Origin of the sequence: Parabacteroides faecis (genome assembly GCF_014647375.1) — a bacterium.
In the GTDB taxonomy this organism is placed as follows: Bacteria; Bacteroidota; Bacteroidia; order Bacteroidales; family Tannerellaceae; genus Parabacteroides; species Parabacteroides faecis.
On the sequence record NZ_BMPB01000002.1, the window covers coordinates 70,373 to 88,719 of the forward strand.

The 18,347-nt window shown below is 44.6% G+C and carries 12 protein-coding genes and 1 riboswitch; of the genes, 4 read left to right on the forward strand and 8 right to left on the reverse strand.

Annotation, left to right across the window (positions count from 1 at the left end):
- Positions 1-7 precede the first annotated feature (7 nt).
- Complete coding sequence (locus IEY67_RS02970; protein ID WP_183669645.1) at positions 8-946, forward strand: T9SS type A sorting domain-containing protein; 939 nt, start codon at positions 8-10, stop codon at positions 944-946.
- A gap of 99 nt (positions 947-1,045) precedes the next feature.
- Here the strand turns inward: IEY67_RS02970 and IEY67_RS02975 are convergent, their stop codons facing one another.
- On the reverse strand, positions 1,046-1,681 hold the full coding sequence (locus IEY67_RS02975; RefSeq protein ID WP_183669647.1) for an HAD family hydrolase: 636 nt from the start codon (positions 1,679-1,681) through the stop codon (positions 1,046-1,048).
- Between the two features lie 196 nt (positions 1,682-1,877).
- On the opposite strand from IEY67_RS02975, the gene IEY67_RS02980 reads away from it, so the two are divergent.
- The gene (locus IEY67_RS02980; RefSeq protein ID WP_183669649.1) at positions 1,878-3,254 is read left to right on the forward strand and encodes a 3-keto-disaccharide hydrolase; all 1,377 of its coding nucleotides are present in this window, start codon (positions 1,878-1,880) and stop codon (positions 3,252-3,254) included.
- Positions 3,255-3,277: 23 nt separating this feature from the next.
- Here IEY67_RS02980 and IEY67_RS02985 read toward each other — a convergent pair whose 3' ends face one another.
- From IEY67_RS02985 to proS, 4 genes are all read right to left on the reverse strand, one after another.
- Complete coding sequence (locus IEY67_RS02985; RefSeq protein WP_183670008.1) at positions 3,278-5,044, reverse strand: ArnT family glycosyltransferase; 1,767 nt, start codon at positions 5,042-5,044, stop codon at positions 3,278-3,280.
- 95 nt (positions 5,045-5,139) lie between these two features.
- A complete protein-coding gene (locus IEY67_RS02990; RefSeq protein WP_183669651.1) occupies positions 5,140-6,699 on the reverse strand; it encodes a DUF4435 domain-containing protein in 1,560 nt (519 codons plus the stop codon).
- Between the two features lie 199 nt (positions 6,700-6,898).
- Complete coding sequence (locus tag IEY67_RS02995; RefSeq protein ID WP_183669653.1) at positions 6,899-9,616, reverse strand: alpha-L-rhamnosidase; 2,718 nt, start codon at positions 9,614-9,616, stop codon at positions 6,899-6,901.
- Between the two features lie 217 nt (positions 9,617-9,833).
- On the reverse strand, positions 9,834-11,315 hold the full coding sequence (gene proS, locus IEY67_RS03000) for a proline--tRNA ligase (protein WP_122352545.1): 1,482 nt from the start codon (positions 11,313-11,315) through the stop codon (positions 9,834-9,836).
- A gap of 99 nt (positions 11,316-11,414) precedes the next feature.
- Here proS and IEY67_RS03005 point away from each other — a divergent pair, with 99 nt between their 5' ends.
- The gene (locus IEY67_RS03005) at positions 11,415-12,515 is read left to right on the forward strand and encodes a Gfo/Idh/MocA family protein (RefSeq protein ID WP_183669655.1); all 1,101 of its coding nucleotides are present in this window, start codon (positions 11,415-11,417) and stop codon (positions 12,513-12,515) included.
- A 7-nt stretch (positions 12,516-12,522) separates the two neighbouring features.
- On the opposite strand, the gene nrdG is transcribed toward IEY67_RS03005, so the two are convergent.
- From nrdG to IEY67_RS03020, 3 genes are all read right to left on the reverse strand, one after another.
- Positions 12,523-12,996 (reverse strand): anaerobic ribonucleoside-triphosphate reductase activating protein, encoded by a 474-nt coding sequence (gene nrdG / locus IEY67_RS03010; RefSeq protein ID WP_183669657.1) that lies wholly within the window; start codon positions 12,994-12,996, stop codon positions 12,523-12,525.
- On the reverse strand, positions 12,980-15,073 hold the full coding sequence (gene nrdD, locus IEY67_RS03015; protein WP_183669659.1) for an anaerobic ribonucleoside-triphosphate reductase: 2,094 nt from the start codon (positions 15,071-15,073) through the stop codon (positions 12,980-12,982). The genes nrdG and nrdD overlap by 17 nt, the downstream gene beginning before the upstream one ends.
- 124 nt (positions 15,074-15,197) lie before the next feature.
- A riboswitch (cobalamin riboswitch) is annotated at positions 15,198-15,406 on the reverse strand.
- Positions 15,407-15,571: 165 nt separating this feature from the next.
- Complete coding sequence (locus IEY67_RS03020) at positions 15,572-16,843, reverse strand: phosphoglycerate kinase (RefSeq protein WP_183669661.1); 1,272 nt, start codon at positions 16,841-16,843, stop codon at positions 15,572-15,574.
- 346 nt (positions 16,844-17,189) lie between these two features.
- Here IEY67_RS03020 and IEY67_RS03025 point away from each other — a divergent pair, with 346 nt between their 5' ends.
- A complete protein-coding gene (locus tag IEY67_RS03025) occupies positions 17,190-18,344 on the forward strand; it encodes a COG1470 family protein (RefSeq protein ID WP_183669663.1) in 1,155 nt (384 codons plus the stop codon).
- The last annotated feature ends 3 nt before the right edge of the window (positions 18,345-18,347 follow it).

Here is an 18,347-nt window from a genome sequence, read left to right on the forward strand (position 1 = left end):
TGAAAATATGAGAAGACTATTTTATCTGTTTATAGCTTTATTATTGGTTTCCGGAGGATTCGCACAACAAAATGTGTCTCCCTTCACGATGGATGATATTAAGAACTGGACTGGAACCGGACCGAATCGGGCAGCTTTAGCAGTTCAGTGGGTTACCGGTGAAGACCCGACTGAACTGGTCGCGGAAGATATTCATTTTCTTGTATGGGGCTATCGCTGGGAAGATGGGGAGAAACCTTCTGCCCTGGATATGATACGTGCCGTTGCCCAAAATGATTCACGTTTTTATGTAATGCTGGGAGATGCAGGAAAGGATCCTGTCATCTGGGGATTTGGATATGATGCCGATAACAGCGGTTCTTTTTCCCTCTTGAACAAAACTACTTCCGTAACCATTAAACAGGATCAGTTTGTTGATGGAGTAGTTTCTCTCAAAGCTGATCCGGATGGTTTCAGGCCGGTGGATGTTGCTGATTACTGGATGGGAGGATGGAAAGAATATTATTGTTCATATTATACTGGCCCTGTAGGAAACGAGGCTCCTTCTACAGCCGATTTCCAATACTCGCAGTTTGGGGCAAGCCAGCGTTATCTGACAAACGGTTCCTGGGATGCCTGGACCTTGTCGGCCATCGATTATGTCAGTGAACAGAATACTCCGCCGGTTTCTAAACTGATGCAGGCTGCCGAGGCTAATGATCCTACCGGCAATGAATCATTGTCGTTTTCAGATACGAAAGTATATTATTTTGCCCGGACATTATTTATGGAGAATATGAATGATTATACTTGCCGGATTGTATCGATGAATGGTAGTGTCGTAAAGTATTTCCTGGTCCGGGATGAAAAAGAAGTTCTTCCTGTAAATCTGCAAAAAGGTATTTATATATTATCTGCAGTCAAAGGAAATAAATCGGTATCCTATAAATTTGTAGTAAACGATTAACTGGCTGTTTGGAGATATTATTTTACTGAATAACAAAGAAAGTGGGACGAGTCTTATTTCAATAGATTCGTCCCACTTTCTTTTAGCGAAAAAGGTTGTTTACCATTTCATATAATCTTCTAAAGTGATCTTCTCGAAGTTCGGTATCACTTCATAAACTTTATCTTTTAGTGATTCTTCCGGATTGGTAGTGCTCAGTCCGACGACCCGCATACCTGCAGCTGTACCGGCTTGTATCCCGGCAAAGGAATCTTCAAAGACAAGACAGTCGGAAGGGGAGACACCCAGATCGTTTGCTGCCAGCAGGTAACACATCGGGTCCGGTTTGCCTTTGGTGATACGGTCGGCGGTAACGATTGTATCGAACATGCCTTCCAGGTGATGTAATTTGAATGCACGTTCCACTTTTGAGTTGTCGGAGCTGGTGACCAGGCCCATTTGTACACCCTGCTCTTTCAGCAAATGCAGAAATTCCAGAGAACCCGGCATGGCAGGCAGGGGCATTGTACTTTCATATTCGGTCGATTCCTTTATTACCATCTGACGGAATTCTTCCGGACGGTCGGAAAAATACTTTTCCATTATGTAAGGGAGTGTTGTGCCTTTGATAACAGCTGCGAAGTTGTCTATGCCGGTTCCATACCGTTCGCCTGCTTCATTCCAGAAAATATCATAAATTGGTTCAGTGTCGACTATCACACCGTCAAAGTCAAAGAGAGCCGTTTTTAATTTCATAAAAATACCTTTATTGATTACATTTTGGTGGCAAAGATAAGCCTATTTCTTTGAAAAAGATTCTTCTGCTGTAAAATAGCTACACTTTAGCAGTACATTTATGAATAATATTTTATCTTTGTGCCCGTACACATGTGTTGCTTGACAGACCAGTAGATACTATTTACTTATTTATAATACCTAAAAGAAAAACAGAATGAAAGCATCTTTGAAGTTTGCAGCCTTGTCTTTAGCGCTGCTTTGTTCTTGTCAGCCGAATGATGGTTGGCAAAAGTTATTCAATGGTAAAGACCTTACCGGTTTCAAACAATTGAATGGGGAAGCACCCTATCGGGTAGAAGACGGTTGCCTGGTGGGAACTTCCGTGACGGGTCAGCCGAACAGCTTTATGGCTACCGAGCAGGAATATGGAGATTTTATCCTGGAATTTGAAGCCTTGTGTGATCCTTCGCTGAACTCAGGTGTACAGTTTCGCAGCGAAAGCCGTCCGGATTATCAGAATGGGCGTGTGCATGGTTATCAGTGCGAGATGGACCCTTCCGACAGAGCCTGGAGCGGTGGCGTTTATGACGAAGCCCGTCGTGGTTGGCTGGTAACGCTTGTCGATAACAAACCCGGGCAAGCAGCTTATAAGAAGACAGATTGGAACAAATACCGCATCGAAGCTATCGGTAACAATATCCGCATTTGGCTGAATGGTGTAAATACTGCCAATCTGTATGACGATGAAACGGCAAAAGGTTTTATTGCATTCCAGGTACATGGTATCGGAAAGAATACCGATCTGGAAGGTAAGGAAATCAAATGGCGTAATATCCGTATAAAGACTGAAAACCTGGAAGCGGAACGTATGCAGGGCACATTAGCTCCGGAAGTGAACCGTGTACCCAATTATCTGACCGATGCAGAAAAAGCGGATGGCTGGAATCTGTTATTCGACGGTCAGACAACAACCGGTTGGCGTGGTGCCCATAAAGAAGCATTCCCTGACCACGGTTGGAAAGTAGAAGACGGACAGTTGATCGTATTGAAATCAGGTGGAGGTGAATCTACAAACGGCGGTGATATCGTAACCGATAAAGAATATGCAGCATTCGAACTGAGCCTGGAATTCAAAATTACTCCGGGAGCAAACAGCGGTATCAAATATTTTGTAACGGAAGCAGAGAAACCGAGCGGTTCCGCTTATGGCCTGGAATATCAGATATTGGACGACCAGCGTCATCCGGATGCTAAATTATACACTACCGTTCCCGGCAGCCGTACACTGGCCAGCCTTTACGATATGATGCCCGCAAAGAACAAACGTTTCAATGGTGTAGGAAACTGGAACCAGGCTGTCCTGAAAGTATTTCCTGACAATCGTGTGGAACATTGGCTGAATGGTTTCAAGACATTGGAATATGAACGCGGTTCGGATGCTTTCCGCGAAATGGTAAAAGGAAGTAAATATGCAGCCCCGTCTTATAACGAGAAAAGACGCTTCGGCGAAGCTCCCCAGGGACATCTCCTGTTACAGGATCATGGCGATGAGGTCGCTTTCCGCAGTATCAAGATCAAAGAACTGAAATAGTTCTGTTTTGAATTGAAATAAGTTTATTCTATACGAAGGAAGCTGCACAGGAGAACCGGTCGGCGTACTTCGTGAATGATACGTTCAGAGGAGGTCAGTATATTAAATGTATATTGGCCTCCATAATTTTTTTGTACGATTTCCAGATCGCTGGGAGTGGCAAAGAAGAATCCTTCCTTAGGCATCACCTCCTCAAAATTATGGAAACGGTTACCCAGATAGAAGTTAAGTCCGTACAGGTTCCTGTATACTTTGAGGTTGTTCATGACGAACATATTATCCTTAGTCAGCGGATATTCTTTCATCACCCTTTCTGCAAAAGGACGGGCCGAACCTTCCTGACGGATACCGCGCATAATAACTCCGTCGACCAGTAAATTGATCGCAAAGGTCAGTGCTATCGTAGCATAAAGAATCTTGATGTTTATCTTCTTGGACATTTGATAAAGCACAGTCAGTAGGGCTATCAATACGATGATAACGATACAGACAGTCAGTCCGCAACCGGAAGAGAACATGTTGGATACGGCTTCCACCTGTGTAAGGGTAGAAGGACGGCTGGTGTATTGGGATGCAATGGCAACCGGATCGATAATACCTGTCATTGTCAATCCGATAGCGATCAGTACGACCGTCGTGACGGAGACCAGGAAAGCAGCGAATATACGGGTTACCTTTGTCCTGTATTCAGTGATATAGATGGCATATTGAGCCAGGAATATAGCAATGAACGGATAGGCAGGCATCAGGTATACGCTTCTCTTACTCGATGGAAGACTATAGAAAAAGATAATGCAGACCAAAGCCACCAGGCTGAACAACTTCTCCTTTTCCATTGATAGAATGTTGTTCCAGCTATCTTTGGCGATCTGCTTGAAAGAGATATTCTTTAATTGCCATTTCAGTCCGAATATAGAAAAGAAGAAAAAGATTGTCCAGGGGATAAAACCACCCGCTAAAGTGACAAAGTTATACCATACTCCGTTCTCATGTCCTAAATCATAAGTGATATCAGGCGTATCGAGATGGAAGAAACGGCCGAAATTTTCTGCAAGTACGACATTCAGGAATTTGTCTCCTCCCTGCTTCCAGGCTGCAATATACCATAACAACGGCAGGAACGAGGACGCAACGCCGATATAAAGAAGTGCTTTGAAGATAGTCAGCAGGCTATATTTACGGAGCATCAGCAAATAGACTCCGAATACGAACAAAGGCAGGATAATGCCTACCGGCCCTTTGGTCAGTACTGCACACCCCAATAGGATCGGGATAATGATCGGCAGGCCCTTCAGTTCGAGCCTGTCTTCCCAGCGGAACAATTGGTAAAGCCCGATGACAATAAAAGTCGTCAGCAACATATCGACCCGGGTAGTCATGGCCGCCCGGTGCATCTCCACACAAGTAAGCAAGAGGAGGGTGGCGATAAATGCTTGTTGAAACTTTATCCTTCGCCCGAAAAAGACCAGCGTGCATCCCATCAGGCAGATAAAGGCAAGGGTAGACGGCAGGCGCGAAGTGAACTCCGATACATATCCCTGCGGATAAGAGAAAGCAGCCATCAGCCAATGTGCCATCGGAGGTTTGTAAGCAAACTCGTTGGCATAAACCTGCGGCAGAACCCAGTTGCCGGTTTCAAGCATGGATATGGCAACTGATGCTTCGCGTGGTTCCCCTTTCGTTGAGAAATCTCCCAACCCTATCCAGGGAAGGACGGAGATTATACAGATTATGATAACCATTGTTACCGGCTTTTGCAGGTAGAGATATTGTAATGTCGGTGTACGCATATTCTTTTTGTAAAGGACTAAACCAGTTAATGTCGTTATATCAATTTGCAAAAGAACAATTTTTTACGGACTTTTTCCGCATTTTAGATAACTTTTTATGTCCCTAAAGATTCTTTGATAGAGGAACGGATCACTTCTGCATCCTCTTTGTTTTCCTTTAATATGGAAAGGATGAGGTTCAGATAGCTCTCTTTGTTACTGATTCCGCAGATGTTACACAAGCGGCTTTGCGGGAGCATTCCTTTCTGATTGTACACACGGAGGATATTTTTGTAGTCTCCCGTTTCAGTATATTGAATGAATTTATCCTTGATGCCGCTGTATATTTCGTCGACATGCACGTTGAAGCGTATGCTTTCTACATGTTCGGTCAGTTGCTCGACAGTCGTTATCTTACGGTCGACGGTTGTCTCCAGTTTCTTACGGACACGATGTTTGGCATGCAGGATCACCTGGCTTTCCAGGTCTTTTTCAAACAGTTTGATCACATTATCCTTTACCTGCTCGAAGACTTGTTCGGGGTCTCTCATCAAGCGGCGGGCCACTGTTTTGATAACCGGTTCGAGCATCAGCAGGTTTTCTACTTCGGCTACGTCGGGGACAAAGATATGCTGGTCGCGCAGATAGTCTATCTCTCCCTGCGTACGGCGGTCACGGTCTACAATGCCCATCGATTCCAGCGTATGGAAATCCTGTAACTGGCGGAAAGCTTTCGTTGTTTCGATCACTTTCTGGCAGCCACCCATCGGTTTGACCATAAAGTCGGGGAAGATTAACGGGTAGAGTCGGTTGTCGATGCTGTTGGAGTCGGTTCCTTCGATAAACAGGATCGGCTTGCGGCTTCCTAGTATGTCGATATAGACCTCTTCGGGCAGGCTGTCGCTTCCTTCTATCAGTTGGTAATCCCACACATGGGCATCGGCATTATAATCCCTGATCCATATTCGTTTACCTTCCGGACGGGAGGTCGCAAAGTCGATGTCGTGTGTCAGATAGACATACGTGCAGTCCGGACGCAAAGCCTCTATTTCGTCCCATAACAGGTTCTTGATAGAGTTATGAAGCAGTATTTCCGGCTCTTCGATAATCAGCAATTCATTGGGGCGGGCACAGAGCACAGCACCGATCAGATAGAAGACAATCTTTTCTCCGTCGCTCATCCTTCCGGCTGTATAGGAGTTACCGTTGCGACTGGTCGAGGCGAGTTCGATAAAGCCCGACTTACGTACCAGCCGGTTGTGTGGGAACATCTTTTCCCAGATTGTCTGTATCCGGTCGATCTTGGTGACGGGTGGGGGAAGGTCGGGATGCAGTTTGCATGCTTCTTTATAGTTTACTGCCACTTCAAACTCTTCGCTTTGCAGGCGGAGAATCAGTTTTTCGTAGTCCGACAGCCGGGGCATGAAGATCCGTTCCGCTATCATCGACTGCATGCGGGCCAGTTCGTTGCCTTCCGACGAAACCGGCTCTTCGTTGCTGCATAAGAACAACGAATGCATTCCTGATATCTTTTTAGCATTCTCAGCATAGCGTTCCTGCAAATCTCTGCCGAACGAACTTTTACCGGCTCCGTTAGCTCCGATCACAACCAGTACTTTCGTTTCAAGCACAGTCGGTTCCAAAGCATTCAATCTGGTGGGGAGAATCAGTTCCATAGAAGTACAGCTTATTTTTCTTCCAAAGATAATGAATTTATTCGTATTCTGTCATTATTTTTTGTACTGCCGGAAAACAAAAGCAGGAAAGAATGTCCTTTTCGACCGGACTGTTCTTTCCTGCTTCAGGTTCTCTTATATGTTAGTTGATCACAGTGTGTACAAATGATATACGTTCTGTTCCTTTGAGAGAAACGAATTATTTGTTTGCGAAATGATAACTACCCGAACCGATTTCAAATTCTGTATAATCGGCTGTCTCGTTCGTCTGTCTGATGCCCGGCTGACCGGAAGCGGTCACACCGAACTCTTTCGGTATGCGTACCACAGCAGAAGTATTTCCAGGGATGGTAATATCCCATTTGAAAGCTCCGTCTTTCTTTGTCCAGGCACTTTTTATTTCTCCGTAGACTGATTCGTAGGATGCGGATACGCTATCCAATCCTTCCGGGAATACAGGAGCCATGATCAGTTTCTTGTAAGCGATTGACTCAGGGGCACATTTGATGCCTGCCAGGTCTTCGTAATACCAGATGATCAGGTCGCCCAGCAACATGACATGGTTGGCGGAGTTCATTGCAGGATCGGCAGTATCTCCGTTCCATAACTCCCAGATAGTGGTAGCGCCTTTTTTCGCCATATATCCCCAACTGGGATAAGTCTCGTTGGTGGCGATTTTCCAGGCGATATCTACACGACCGTATTCGCTAAGACCGCGCATCAGGTGTTGGATACCCAGGACACCTGTACTGACATGTCCGCCGAAGTCTTCCTCTGTTTTCTTTACGATATTGGCGAAGACTTTTGTTTCGTAGCCTTTCGGAACGAGTCCCAGGCGTAATGATAACAGGTTTGCCGTAACTGTGTTATTGCCATACTGGGCCGTTTCCGGATTGAAGAATTTGGCATTGTAGGCCTCTTTCATCTTTGCGGCAAGCTGCTGGTAAGTGGCAATATCTTTTTCCTGTCCGCTTAAACGAGCAAATTCGCTCATCATATTCAGCAGGCTGTAGTACATGGTAGTTGCCAGGATTGCACCGTCGGTTTTACGGGCAGGGTCCTGCGAGTGGATCAGTTCCTGCGATTCAGGGGGCATACACCAGTCGCCGTATGTATCTTTTATCATGATATTATCCTGCATTGCCGTCGCCTCCATGTGTTGCATCCAGCGTTTCATGGACGGATAGTGTTTGATGATGGCACTCTTATCCCCAAACTGGCGGTATAGGAGGTTGGCAACATAGAAATAAGCGGCAGGCCAGGTGACATCGTCGTTATAAATCGTCCAATAGCGGGGCGATACATCGGAGATGCTTCCTTCCGGACTTTGGGAATCTTCGATATCCTGCAGCCATTTATTATAAAGGAGGGCATTGTTGAAGATAAATGCTTCCCCGTAAGCACCGGTTACACGGTCTCCGAGCCAGCCATGGCGTTCGTCGCGCTGCGGACAGTCGGTCGGCATTCCACGGTAGTTTCCGCGAATACCCCAGTAAGCATTCTTGTAAATCTGGTTGACCAATGGATTGGAAGTTTCAAACTTACCGGTCGTATTCATCTGGTCGTAGATGACTTTTCCGGTGAAAGATGCTAACTCCGGTTTATAGTCGAGTCCAGAGATTTCCATAAAACGGAAGCCGTGGTAAACGAATGACGGTTCCCAACTGAACTTACCGTCCTGGGCGGGCGTGTAGATATCGGTAACGTTGGCACTACGCAGGTTATCCAGGTAGAGTGAGCCGTCTTCTTTCAGTATTTCTGCAAACTTCAGCGTGATAGGTTGGTCTTTTTTCCCTTTCAGGTCGATAGCCAGTCTGCCTACCATGTTCTGCCCCATATCGATGATGTATTTGCCGTCCGGTCTTTCGGTGATGCCGACAGGTTTGATTTGCTCCTGGATGCGGAGGTTCGGGTTGGCTTGTACGGTTAATTCGCCTGCAGGGGTATCCATCACATCTGCTGTGAGCCATTTACTGTCGTCGAAGCCGTTTTTGTTCCATCCGTTTAATTCCTGGCGGGCATCATATTCTTCTCCATCGAATTCGTTGTTGGCGATGATCGGACCTTTGGAGGTTACCTTCCAGGAAGTATCGCTAACGAGGATTGTCTGTGAACCGTCGGCATATTCGATCTCCAGCTGTGCCAGTAAGGAAGGTAAAGTTGCTTCCTGCAAGTCTCTCATACCGAAATAACGGCCGTTACCGAGGACGATGCCGATCGTGTTCTTGTCTTTTGATAATAACCCGGTCACGTCATATACATTATAATATACACGGGACGGACACCAGGATGGTCCGGGAGCGAAGATATCTTCGCTGATGCGTTTGCCGTTTATGTATGATTCGGAAGAACCGAGCCCAGATATATAAAGGACAGCTCTGTGGACAGGTTTGTCTGCCGTGAACTCTTTACGAAGGTAACGGGCGGCAAGGCGTGTCTTACCTTTATATGTTTCTCCGGGGTTGGAAAGGTTCTTTTCTCCGATCCATGTCGCTTTCCAGTCAGACGGGTTGAGAAGGGTCATCGACCAGGTATTTGTTTTGCTCCACTCGGTCGGTCCCTGGTTTGTATTGGCTTTAACGCGCCAGTAATACTGTTTGCGGGATTGCAGTGGGGTTCCGCCGTAAGGGATCAATACGGATTCATCGCTTTTTACTTCGCCGCTGTCCCATAACAGGTCCTTGCCGCTTTTCAATTGATCGGGTGATTCGGCGACCTGTATCTGATACGAGGTCTGCATAAGATCGGGTGATCCGGAAGAAAGTTTCCACATGAAGCGTGGGTGTGCTACACCAATACCTACCGGGTTTTCTTTCATCTCAACCCGGAGATCATTCAGATTGACCGTTTGGCCGGAAGTACATCCAGCCAGAATGATAACCAGAGAGGTTAATAAAGAGGATAAGGTTATTTTCATCTGCATTTGAATTATGTTAGGTCTATTATTCAGAGATAGGGATAATTCATGTCCCTTGTTGCACAAAATTAGAACTTTGAGTATTGAGGAAGGTTCTATTTTTGACCTTTTTTCTATGTAAAATGATACTTTATATTGGGGAGTATGGTTAGGTATTGTAACAAAAAGAGGATATACTTCTGGAAGCATATCCTCTCTATAGTTATATGTATTTCGCTTAGTAAGCCCGTGCAAACAATACGCGTTGTGCAGAAGGTTTGCCGGTAACCATGCATTTACCCGGTGTCTTGTCGCCTGCCAGAGGTATACAACGGATAGTTGCTTTGGTTTCGTTCTTGATCTGCTCTTCTGTTTCGGGAGTACCGTCCCAGTGAGCCATGATGAAGAGGCCCTCTTCGATCTTTTCTTTGAACTCTTCATAGGTATCGACTGTAATCGTGCTGGCTGTACGATGATCGAGTGCTTTCCGGAAGATGTTCTGCTGGATTTCTTCCAACAGGTTCTGTACGTATTCTTCGATACCGTCGCAAGTGATGGTTTCTTTTTCCAACGTATCGCGACGCATTACTTCAATCGTATTGTTTTCCAGATCGCGTCCACCCATGGCCAGACGTACGGGAACACCTTTCAGTTCGTATTCGGCGAACTTCCATCCCGGTTTCTTATTGTCTGCATCGTCGAACTTAACAGAGATGCCCATCTTCTTCAGGTTGGCAACGATACCGTTCACCTTTTCGCTGATCTGTGCCAGTTGCTCTTCACTGCGGTAGATCGGAACGATCACTACCTGGATAGGAGCGAGATGAGGAGGCAATACCAAACCGTTATCGTCTGAGTGAGACATGATCAGGGCACCGATCAGACGGGTGGAAACCCCCCACGAAGTAGCCCATGCATAGTCGCTTTTTCCTTCTTTGTCGATGAAAGTAACATCGAATGCCTTACCGAAGTTCTGTCCCAGGAAATGGGAAGTACCTGCCTGCAATGCTTTTCCGTCCTGCATCATAGCCTCGATAGTATATGTATCCAAAGCACCGGCAAAACGTTCGCTGGCTGATTTTACACCTTTGATAACCGGCATTGCCATATAGTTTTCGGCAAAGTTTGCATATACTTCCTGCATCTTCTTTGCTTCGATCTCTGCTTCTTCGCGGGTTGCATGAGCAGTATGTCCTTCCTGCCACAGGAATTCGGCAGTACGAAGGAACAGACGGGTACGCATTTCCCAACGCATTACGTTAGCCCACTGGTTGCATAAGATAGGCAGGTCGCGGTAAGACTGGATCCAGTTACGGTATGTGTTCCAAATGATCGTTTCTGAAGTCGGGCGGATGATCAATTCTTCTTCCAGTTTAGCTGCCGGGTCGACAACTACACCTGTACCGTCATGATTTGTTTTCAGACGATAGTGTGTAACAACTGCACATTCTTTGGCGAAGCCTTCTACGTGTTCGGCTTCCTTGCTCAAGAATGATTTCGGGATCAATAGCGGGAAATAAGCGTTTACGTGTCCTGTTTCCTTGAACATATCGTCGAGGATACGTTGCATCTTTTCCCAAATAGCGTATCCGTAAGGTTTGATAACCATACAGCCACGTACAGCAGAGTTTTCTGCCAAATCCGCTTTAATTACCAGATCCTGGTACCACTGAGAGTAGTTTACACTTCTCTTGGTCAGTTCTTTCAGCTCTTTTGCCATCTTCTTTATTGTTATATATGTTACCTATTCTTTTTTATGAGGGGCAAAGGTACAAAAATATTTATATCTTTGTCACAAACAATTCTTATTATATAGGCCATGAATACTCACAAGATTATCAGGACATTCTTGTTACTGTCTGTTGTTTGTTTACCTTTTATATTGAATGCTCAGAATACGGCGCCGCTTCGTCTGGGAGTGGCAGGTGTGTCGCACGGACATCTCCATGAAGTAGTTATCCGCATGGATAGGGGAGATTTTGAAGTAGTAGGTGTTGCCGAACCGGATGAGCAGTTGAGGGCTAATAACCCGCTTCGGAAGAAACTGGATGCATCTCTTTTTTATGCCGATCTGGGAGAAATGCTGGATAAGACAAAGCCGGAAGTAGTGGTAGCTTATGGTTCTATTTATGATCATCTGGCCGTAGTAGAGGCTTGTGCACCGCGTGGTATTCATGTGATGGTGGAGAAGCCTTTGGCTGTCAATATGCAACATGCTAACCGGATGGCCGAGTTGGTACGCAAAAATAATACCTTGTTGCTTACCAATTATGAGACAACCTGGTATAATACGAACCATGAGGCTTACCGTTTAATAAAGAAAGGGGATGCGATAGGTAAAATAAATCGTATGGAGGTCTATGACGGGCATGAAGGTCCTATCGAGATCGGATGCGGTAAAGAGTTTACCGACTGGTTGACTGACCCGATACTGAATGGGGGCGGGGCTGTTGTCGATTTCGGTTGTTACGGGGCGAATCTGGTTACCTGGCTGATGGACGGAGAGAGGCCGGTAAGTGTATATGCAGTTCTGAAACAGCTTAAACCGGATAAATATCCGAACGTGGACGATGATGCGACGATTCTGGTTGAATATCCTTCCGCAACCGTACAGATTATGGGATCGTGGAACTGGCCGAAAGGACGGAAAGATATGCATATTTACGGAACTAAAGGATATATTTATCAGGACACGCCGACTTCCATGCGTATTTACACCGACCGGAAAGAAACTACAGTACAACCTTCAGCATTGGAAGCTCCCTATAATGATTCTTTCTATTATCTGAAAGCAGCCGTTCGTAAAGAAATCCAGGTTGCTCCCACCGATCTGTCTTCGCTGGAGAACAACCTGGTTGTTGTGGAGATTCTTGAATCTGCCATAAAGAGTGCTAAAAGCGGTAAACCGGTCCGGTTCTAGCTGTTTGTTATTTAGGTGTAGAAAAGAATCGGTAAGTGATATCTTTCATCACTCCGTTCTCGATACGGTAGAAACGTTGGTTTGTTGCGGGTGATTTCAGTCCTCCCTGGTGTTCTATATAGGGACCTAGTTTGATGTATTCAAAGAAATCCAGATCAATAGCCGGAGACAGTTCGGTTTTTCCCGAATACCATCCGACTTTTACCGGAGCGACAGTCTGACGATGCAGATATTCTGCTAATTGTTCTATATCTGCAGGTGAAGCATCTCCGCCCATGAAGCAGACACATGTAATAGCCTTACCGTACTTCCTGAGAAGTACGGTAAGGCTATCTTCTGTCAGTGGTTCGCCGATATCTTTCAGTAAATAGGGGCTATGACAACCTTTGCATCGGTTGGGACAGTTTGATATGTTGATCGCCAACGTTATCTCGTCCGGTACTTCCTGAAAGACAATATCGTAATCAGTGTAACGTAGCATAATGTCTGATATGAGCTTCCTTCTGCCGGGGTTGTGAGAAATTACTGATACGTTTCATATAACCGATAACGCGGGTCAGATAATCCACATTCTGGCTGTGGCATTTGGGACATTCTTTCAAATAGCGTTTGTCGATATGGTTGCAATCGTTACAAATGGTATTAGGAATGTTGAATGTAAAATAATTACAACCTTCTATAGCTGAGACACGTAGTAACTGGCGGTATTGTTCTTTGCTCAGATGTTCTTCCAGATTCATGTGTAGTGCCGAACCACCGGTCAGATGCTCGATATAACGTCGGCCATGGATACGGAACTTGTCGACAACGTTGAGTGTCGTGTCTTCCACGATATAGAAATAGCTGTTATAACAATCGCGGAATGTCTGATACCCTGCTTCTCTGTCCCATTTAGCATGTTTTACTCCTACATTTTCGGCAGGAATCATTTCGCAGTTGAACAAGACCTCTTTATTACGGTACTTTTTGTTGTATTTTTCTACCATGCCGAGTATTTCTTGTACAAAAGTTTCATATTTAGGGTTGTCGTTGATTTCGATACCCATAAACTGGGCGGCTTCTACCAATCCGTTTACCCCGATCGTAAGATACTGGCGGTTCATATTAATATAACCGGCATCGAACAGGGGGAGCATGCCTTTGGATTGTAGCTGTTTCAGATTCTCGTTGTAGGCCAACTGGACTTTATGTACGAGATCGATTACCTCTTCCAGAAAGAACGGATAAAGTATACCGGACTTCACAGCATGTTGTATACAACGGTTCAGATTGATTGTCAATACGCTTTTAGAACCGGTAGATACCCCTCCGGCTCCCAGCGTATAACTGAAACCGTTGTCCTGTATCTCGTTGCGCAAACGGCAACAACTGCTTAACGAATCGGCATTATCGCTCATGTAAGTGAAGAAGGAATGTCCTTCGGCATACATCTCGGCCGTAAAATCCCCGTATTCCTTATCGAGTACATCTCCATCTTTCGACAGGAGCGCCATAGTCTCGACCGGGAAGGTCAGAACGTTGCGGGTACGTTCTTTGTTGAACCATTTCATGAACCGCTTTTGCAACCAGTTTAACGAATCCCAGTCGGGCTTGTTGCCGTCAGGGAATACAAAATTCTCGAAAAGACTGTTGAAATAATATTTGTCATAATAGGCAATGTTCCAAAATACAGCCTGGAAGTTTCTGGCACCGGTCGGCTGGTTGATAGAATAGACTATTTGTTCGAAACAGTCTGTAATCATTTTGTCTATTGTACGTTGTTTACTGGACGAGTCTACCACATCATCAGCGTGCCGGTAATAATCTTTTCCATATTCCAATCCGACGAAATAATTCATATACATCAGAAACTCGGGAGTTGCACATGCACCGCTCAACATGCTTGAAACGATGAATACCATATTGATGAAACCACCACAGAAAGATTTCAGATTGGTTGGGGCCGTAGAGTTGCCTCCCACGGAAGCTGTACCGCTTATCAGCCAGGGATACATGGTTATACTGGCACAATAGTTGGCAAGGTTCGTTTCATCATTCTTATAAATGAAATGGTGATTCAGCAGTTTCAGGTAACGGTCCGATACTTCTTTTCCGTACATATCTTTCAACCGGTCTGTCAGCAGGCGGCGGTTCAGGCGGATAAAGTTCGATTTCGGTAACTCACCTATCAGTGTGGCGATATTTTTATTCTCTACATTGGCATTAGCGTCGTATTTACTTCCGGTAGCCGGATTGGATGCATCACAATAATCCAGTAGAAAGCGCAGTTTATCCCTAACTTCCCGGTCTTCCAGATGTTTCTGACGGTATAGCATATATGACTTTGCTACCGCATAATAATGTTCTGCCATCAAAGCAACTTCCACCTGGTTCTGAATATCTTCCACACTTGTCCCTTCGCTGACACTGATGCGGCTGAGGATATTGGTTATTACTTCCTGGGTAGCGAAACTACCTACTGATAAAAATGCTTTAGCTATTGCATTTTTGATTTTGTCAAGTGAGAATACTTCTTTTTTACCATCTCTCTTGACAATAAAAATCTCCGTGCTGATCATACTTTTTATTTAAGATTAAACAATACTTCTGTTCATGCAGTTCCGCAATTGATTCCCGGAGATAAAGTGATAAATGGATCTTATAAAGGATTCATACCACTGCTTTTCACCCGAAAGCGCTGGATTCTGTCTGATTGAAATGGCAGGTCTTCTGACTTGTTTCTGTTGTAACACCTTCCCGGTCTGAGACCAGTGGTATACAGAGGTTACAACATTTTTCCTTTGCAGGAATAAAACTTACAGCTACGGGGATAGTCCCTGATTTTCACAGGATTCCCTTTTAATCTTCCTCACTGAATTGTGATTCGGAAACCATTGTCGATAACAAAGATATGAATTAATTCAATATTGCAAGGAGACATATATGGCTATGTTATTCTTCCGTAATATATCCCGGATGGGATATTATGAGGTAATGATTATAAAACAAGAAACTCCGGTGAAATCACTTCACCGGAGTTTTATATTTAATTAGGATATTATAAACAATATCTGAAATTATTTGTACGATTCGCCTTTAACAGCAGCGATACCCGGCAGAACTTTGCCTTCGATAGCTTCCAGTAAAGCACCACCACCTGTAGATACGTAAGAAACTTCGCTTGCAATACCGAACTTGTTAACGCAAGCAACAGAGTCGCCACCACCAACAAGAGAGAATGCACCGTTCTTAGTAGCTTCAACGATAGCGTTACCTACTGCACGAGAACCGTCGGTGAAGTTTTCGAATTCGAATACGCCTGTCGGACCGTTCCAAAGGATAGTCTTAGACTTCTTGATAACGTCAGCATAGATTTCGATAGTCTTAGGACCGATGTCAAGACCTTCCCATCCGTCAGGAATTTCGTTGACATTAGCATATTTTGTATTTGCGTCGTTGCTGAAAGCGTCAGCAATCTTTGCGTCAACAGCCAATACAAGGTTTACACCTTTTTCTTTTGCTTTCTTCATCAGGTCAAGAGCTAGATCCAACTTATCGTCTTCAACGATAGAGTTACCGATCTTACCGCCCATAGCTTTAGTGAAAGTATAAGTCATACCACCTGTTACGATCAGATTGTCTACCTTGTTCAACAGGTTTTCGATGATTTCGATCTTAGAAGAAACTTTAGAACCACCCATGATAGCAGTAAACGGACGAACGATGTCGTTCATTACTTTTTCTACAGCTTTTACTTCTTTTTCCATCAGGTAACCGAACATCTTGTGGTCAGCATCGAAGTAATCAGCAATCAGAGCTGTAGAAGCATGAGCACGGTGAGCAGTACCGAATGCATCGTTTACATAGCAGTCTGCATAAGAAGCCAATCTCTTTGTAAATTCTTTCTGGCTTTCTTTTACTGCTTTTTTAGCAGCTTTCTTTTCGTCGTCTGTTGCATCTTCAGCCAAACCTCTTGGTTTGCCTTCTTCTTCTGCATAGAAACGAAGGTTTTCCAGCAATAAAGCTTCGCCCGGTTGCAGAGCAGCAGCCTTAGCGCCAGCTTCTTCACCAATACAGTCGTTAGCAAACTGAACTTCTACGCCCAGTAATTCAGATACACGACCCAAAATATGTTTCAGTGAAAATTTATCAGTAACGCCTTTCGGACGGCCCAAGTGAGAACCTATGATTACGCTGCCACCGTCTGCCAGGATCTTCTTAAGTGTAGGAAGAGCGGCACGAATACGAGTGTCGTCTGTGATGTTGAAGTTTTCGTCCAATGGAACGTTGAAGTCAACTCTAACAAATGCCTTTTTGCCGGCAAAATTGAAATTGTCAATTGATTGCATAACTCTTGTATTTAAATTTCTGTATAAAATGTCTTTCTTAGCGCTCGCAAACTTACACAAAAATATTTTATTTCAATGTTACATTTGCAGAATAATTCGGTCTGTTTAGCATACAAATGGCTTCTTTGGGGGGTGTCTATATATTTCTTTGGGGGGTGTCTATATATAATGTATAAGGAAAAGTTCGTTTGTTATCGCATTCATGACAGAGATTTACCGGATAGGAAAGGAAGGTACTTTTATGATAGCTTTTTTTTAATTCTTTTAAAAGTATCTAATACTCTCAGTATATATATTTGCCCCCGGCTAATAAGTAATCATTTTTGTATACTCTATAAAAATCATTATGAAAATGCAAATTAACTGTTTAAACCTATTATTTGTACTGTTATTGGGAATAATCCCTTGTAGTAAAGTCCACGCTGGTGATTCTGAAAAGAGCGTGATGTTGTACACTCCCTACACAAAAATAGCGGTTCCGCCGGGGGAGTCGATCGATTACAATATTGACGTCATTAACAAGAGTGACGAAGTGAAAAACGCGACTATCTCTGTTGAGGGAATGCCTCGGGGATGGAGTTATGAAGTAAAGTCCGGGGGATATTCGATCAGCCAGCTTTCGGTCCTTCCTGATGAGAAGAAGAATTTTTCCCTGAAAGTGGAAGTGCCGGTGAAAGTGAATAAGGGAACTTATAATTTTACGGTTTCGGCCGATGGTATGGCTAAGCTTCCGCTTACGATTACCGTTTCCAAGCAGGGAACTTATCAGACTGATTTTACAACAACTCAGCCGAATATGGAGGGTAACTCCAAATCTACTTTTACCTTTAACGCAACGATCAAGAACCGTACTGCGGAACAACAGCTTTATGCTCTGACGGCTGAAGTAGAAAGAGGTTGGAATGTGGTATTCAAACCAAATTATAAGCAGGCGACATCTGCGCAGGTTGAACCGAATGCTACTCAAAATATAACGATCGATATCAATCCTCCGGCTAATGTTGCTGCCGGTAGCTACAAAATTCCTGTTCATGCTTCTACTGGCTCCACTTCTGCCGATCTGGATCTGGAGGTTGTGATAACGGGTTCATATGAAATGGAGCTATCCACACCAAGAGGTTTGCTTAGTTCCGATATCACAGCGGGAGAAACAAAAAAGATCGATCTGGTTGTAAAAAATACAGGTTCGGCAGAGTTGAAGGATGTGCAGCTTTCTGCAAGTAAACCGGTCGACTGGGAGGTGACCTTCGATCCAGCCAAAGTGGTAAAGTTGGGAGCCGGACAGACAACCAGTGTGATTGCTACCGTAAAGGCTTCTAAAAAAGCGCTTCCCGGCGATTATGTGACGAAGATGGAGGCCAAAACTCCGGAGGTGAATGCTACAGCCGATTTCCGTATTTCAGTGAAGACTCCGATGATCTGGGGATGGGTCGGTGTCTTGATTATTGTTTTGGTATTGGGAGGTGTTTATTATCTGTTCCGCAAATATGGAAGGAGGTAAGCC

Bases quoted from the DNA above. Each gene is read 5' to 3' on its own strand.
- IEY67_RS02970 (WP_183669645.1), top strand. From the start codon at position 8: ATGAGAAGACTATTTTATCTGTTTATAGCTTTATTATTGGTTTCCGGA.
- IEY67_RS02975 (WP_183669647.1), bottom strand. From the start codon at position 1,681: ATGAAATTAAAAACGGCTCTCTTTGACTTTGACGGTGTGATAGTCGAC.
- IEY67_RS02980 (WP_183669649.1), top strand. From the start codon at position 1,878: ATGAAAGCATCTTTGAAGTTTGCAGCCTTGTCTTTAGCGCTGCTTTGT.
- IEY67_RS02985 (WP_183670008.1), bottom strand. From the start codon at position 5,044: ATGCGTACACCGACATTACAATATCTCTACCTGCAAAAGCCGGTAACA.
- IEY67_RS02990 (WP_183669651.1), bottom strand. From the start codon at position 6,699: ATGGAACTGATTCTCCCCACCAGATTGAATGCTTTGGAACCGACTGTG.
- IEY67_RS02995 (WP_183669653.1), bottom strand. From the start codon at position 9,616: ATGAAAATAACCTTATCCTCTTTATTAACCTCTCTGGTTATCATTCTG.
- proS (WP_122352545.1), bottom strand. From the start codon at position 11,315: ATGGCAAAAGAGCTGAAAGAACTGACCAAGAGAAGTGTAAACTACTCT.
- IEY67_RS03005 (WP_183669655.1), top strand. From the start codon at position 11,415: ATGAATACTCACAAGATTATCAGGACATTCTTGTTACTGTCTGTTGTT.
- nrdG (WP_183669657.1), bottom strand. From the start codon at position 12,996: ATGCTACGTTACACTGATTACGATATTGTCTTTCAGGAAGTACCGGAC.
- nrdD (WP_183669659.1), bottom strand. From the start codon at position 15,073: ATGATCAGCACGGAGATTTTTATTGTCAAGAGAGATGGTAAAAAAGAA.
- IEY67_RS03020 (WP_183669661.1), bottom strand. From the start codon at position 16,843: ATGCAATCAATTGACAATTTCAATTTTGCCGGCAAAAAGGCATTTGTT.
- IEY67_RS03025 (WP_183669663.1), top strand. From the start codon at position 17,190: ATGAAAATGCAAATTAACTGTTTAAACCTATTATTTGTACTGTTATTG.